We start from the raw sequence: 3,513 nt of genomic DNA, 5'->3' as shown, positions 1-3,513 counted from the left end.
CGCCGCGCGCTGCGCGGCGTAGTGCGCGCGCGCCTCGTCCTGTCGCGCCTGCTCGGCGCCCGACGCGATCGACGCGCGGAGGTGCTCCGGCGCGAAGCCGAACGCGTCGACCAGGTCGAGCGCGTACGGACGCAGGCGCTCGACCAGGCGGTCGATGTACGCGGTGACGGCCTGCGCGCGCTGCGGCGAGAGCCGACCGTGGATGAGGTACCACGACAGGTGCTGCTCGACGAGGCCGAGTCCGAAGAGGTCGCGGAGCCACGTCAGCACCTGCTTCGTGCCCGCGTCCTCGGTGCGAGCGATGGCGCGCGTGAACGCCTCCCACTGGAGCAGCTCGCCGTGGGCGCGAGCCGCCTCGATGAGCTCGTTCTGGTTCCGGTTGAAGAGGGCGGCCTGCTCGGGCTTCGTGAGCTTCCGCGCATCGCGGAGGCGACCCGCGATCTCGCTGATCATGGTCTCGACCCGCTCGGTGAGCAGCTCGCGCTGCGTCTCCTCGTCGCGGAGCTCGTGCACCGAACGGGCGGTCGACCCGAAGTCGGCGACCGTCTGGGCGAGGCGACGCAGGCCCGTGCCGTGGTAGGCGCGGTCCGCGGCCTGGGCGACGACGTAGCGCGCCATCGCACCGGCATCCGCCTTCGCGAACTGCTTCGAGAAGTCGGTCAGCAGGCGCTTGGCGACCAGCTGCAGCAGGACGTTGTTGTCGCCCTCGAAGGTGACGTAGATGTCGAGGTCCTGGCGCAGCCCCACGATGCGGTTCTCGGCGAGGAAGCCGGCGCCGCCGCAGGCTTCGCGGGCCTCCTGCAGCGTCTCGAGCGCGTGCCACGTCGACAGCGGCTTGAGCGCCGCAGCGATGGTCTCGAGGTCCTGGCGGTCGTCGTCGGTGTCGGCCTCGCCCGAGAACACCGCGTCGAACTTGACGAGGAACTCGTCGTGCGCGAAGACCTGCGCGTAGGTCGTCGCGAGCTTCGGCAGCAGGCGACGCTGGTGCCGCTGGTAGTCGAGCAGCACCTCCTCGTCGGTGTCGCTGCCGGCGTTGAACTGGCGGCGCTGCGTGCCGTACGTGATGGCGATCGCGAGCCCCATCGCACTCGCGAGGGTCGCCGCGCCGTCGAGCGAGACGCGCCCCTGGACGAGCGTGCCGAGCATCGTGAAGAAGCGACGGCCCGGGCTCGAGATCGGGCTGGAGTACGTGCCGTCGGCGGCGACGTCGCCGTACCGGTTCAGCAGGTCCTCGCGCGGCACGCGCACGTCGCTGAAGTGCAGGCGACCGTTGTCGATGCCGTTGAGGCCGCCCTTCAGGCCGTCGTCCTCGCCGCCGATGCCGGGGAGGAACGCGCCCTGCTCGTCGCGGAGCGGCACGTAGAAGGCGTGCACGCCGTGGTTGACGCCCTTGGTGATGAGCTGGGCGAAGACCACCGCGGCGATGCCGTGGAGTGCGGCGTTGCCGAGGTAGTCCTTCCACGCGCCGCGGAACGGCGTGTTCAGGACGAACTCCTCGGTCTCGGGGTCGTAGGTCGCGGTCGTGCCGATGGACGCGACGTCGGAGCCGTGCCCGGTCTCGGTCATGGCGAACGCGCCGGGGACCTCGAGGCTCATGATGCCCGGCAGGTACTTCTCGTGGTGCTGCTCGGTGCCGAGGTGCAGCACAGCGGCGCCGAAGAGGCCCCACTGCACGCCCGACTTGATCTGCAGGCTGGGGTCGGCGAGGACCAGTTCCTCGAACGCGGCGATGTTGCCGCCGTGGTCGTCCTCGCCGCCGAGGCCCTTCGGGAACGCCTTGTGCACGGCGCCCGACTCGACGAGGAGCTTGAGCTGGCCGAGCACGCGCTCGCGGTGCTCCGCCATGTCCTGGCCGTCGATGCGCTGGAATGCGGGCTGCGCGGCGCGCTCGCGCGCGGCCAGCCGAGCCTCCGGCCAGGTTCCGAGGAGCTGGCGCGCGAGTGCGTCGACGTCGACGACGGGAGCGTCGCTCGCGTCGATCGACGTGTTCGCAGGAGTGGCTGCCGCCGCGCCTTCGGCGGTCGCGGGGCGCTCGGCCTTGGGCGCGGGTGCAGCGTCGGTTCGGGATGCCGTGTCGACCATCGTCGGTTCGTCCTTCGTACGCGGGATAGGGCTGATTCCACGGTACGGCGGTCGTCGCGACGGGCGGAGAACTGCGTTCGTCGCCTACAAACACCGGTTCGGGCCATCCGAACCCGCTTGCGGAACCCTACAAACCGACCGCCACTCGATCTTGGATGATCGACAAGGATTCGGGGCCGTTCACGGCTCCGACGGCTGGTCCGGCGCCAGGCCGCGGAAGAAGCGGGTCGCCTCGCCCGACCACAGCAGCAGCAGGATGGCGACGGCGATCAGGGCGCTCACGATCTCGTTCACCGCACTCGCGGGGTTCGCGATCGCGGCGCTCACCGACGCGATGATCGAGAACACCTCGATCACGGTGATCGCGATGCGCGCCACGGAATTGCCGCGCATGAGCCCGAACGCGACGACCGCCGCGATCGCGCCGAGCACGAGCGAGACCGAGCCCATGATCGCCCACGTCGTGCGCGTCGCCGCATCGTCACCGCCGATCGTCGCGAGGATCAGCAGGAAGAACCCCGCCACCAGGTCGAGCGCGGCGTTCACCCAGACGAGGGCGCCCACCACCGTCACCGCTGCCGGTCGCCGGACCCCCTCGATGCCCTGTCCACTCATGCGTCCTCCTCGTGTCGTCGTGTCGTCGTGTCGTCGGCTCGGCGGCGCCGGGTCGTCACCGCGTGAAGAACGCACTCGCCTTCGGGGTCCAGAGCAGGATCACGACGAGGGCCGAGACCGCGAGGCCGATCCACTCGCCGACCGGGATGCCGAGGTAGGCGACCGCCAGGAACAGCGACCCGATGATCGTGAGCACCTGGAGCACGGTCACGATGAGTCGCGCCGGCTGGCTCCCGCGGAGGAGTCCGCCCGCGAGGACTGCGGTGATGAGGCCGACGATGATCGAGCCGATCGCCGCGGTGATGAGCGGGCCGGTCCCGCCGAAGCCGTCGACGACCTCCTGCACCGGGAGGAGGAAGAAGAGGATCACTCCGGACACCATGTCGATCGCGCCCGCGATGAAGGCGAGGACCCCGACGATCGTGATCGTGACCGGACGGCTTCCCTGTGCTGTGGACATGCGCTCCCCCGAATCGCGCCGCCGCCGTGACGGCCCATGGCCCTGATGCTAGCGATGGCGGACCCGCGAGCGCGAGGGTCGTCCGCCTCGTGTCGCGATCCGGCCCCCGTTCAGCCGGCGTGCTCCGCCACGACGCGCACGAGCGCCTCGCCGTAGGCGTCGAGCTTCTTCGCGCCGATGCCCGAGATGCCGTCGAGCTCGCCGATCGCGGCCGGCCGGCGCACCGCGACCGCCCGCAGGGTGGCATCGCCGAACACGATGTAGGCGGGGACCCCCTGCTCGCGCGCCTCCGAGGCGCGCCAGGCACGCAGCGCCTCGAACAGCTCCGCGTCGCGCGGCTCGAGGTCGGCCGCCGC

4 protein-coding genes are annotated in these 3,513 nt (G+C 71.0%); all 4 read right to left on the bottom strand.

What is annotated here, in order from left to right; translation table 11 throughout:
- Window positions 1-2,082, bottom strand: a 2,082-nt coding sequence (locus tag ESO86_RS13745; protein WP_129235516.1) for an acyl-CoA dehydrogenase family protein, incomplete at its 3' end; no start/stop codon positions are given.
- A 180-nt stretch (window positions 2,083-2,262) separates the two neighbouring features.
- Window positions 2,263-2,697, bottom strand: a complete 435-nt coding sequence (locus tag ESO86_RS13740; protein ID WP_129235515.1) for a DUF7144 family membrane protein — start codon at window positions 2,695-2,697, stop codon at window positions 2,263-2,265.
- Window positions 2,698-2,752: 55 nt separating this feature from the next.
- A complete protein-coding gene (locus ESO86_RS13735; RefSeq protein WP_129235514.1) occupies window positions 2,753-3,157 on the bottom strand; it encodes a hypothetical protein in 405 nt (134 codons plus the stop codon).
- Window positions 3,158-3,267: 110 nt separating this feature from the next.
- Window positions 3,268-3,513 (bottom strand): HRDC domain-containing protein (locus ESO86_RS13730; RefSeq protein ID WP_207207140.1); only part of this gene is annotated, 246 nt, incomplete at its 5' end.

Source organism: Agromyces binzhouensis (genome assembly GCF_004135055.1).
GTDB lineage: Bacteria > Actinomycetota > Actinomycetes > Actinomycetales > Microbacteriaceae > Agromyces > Agromyces binzhouensis.
The sequence above is the reverse complement of the archived record's forward strand: the minus strand, read 5'-3'. Positions and strand labels throughout refer to the sequence as shown.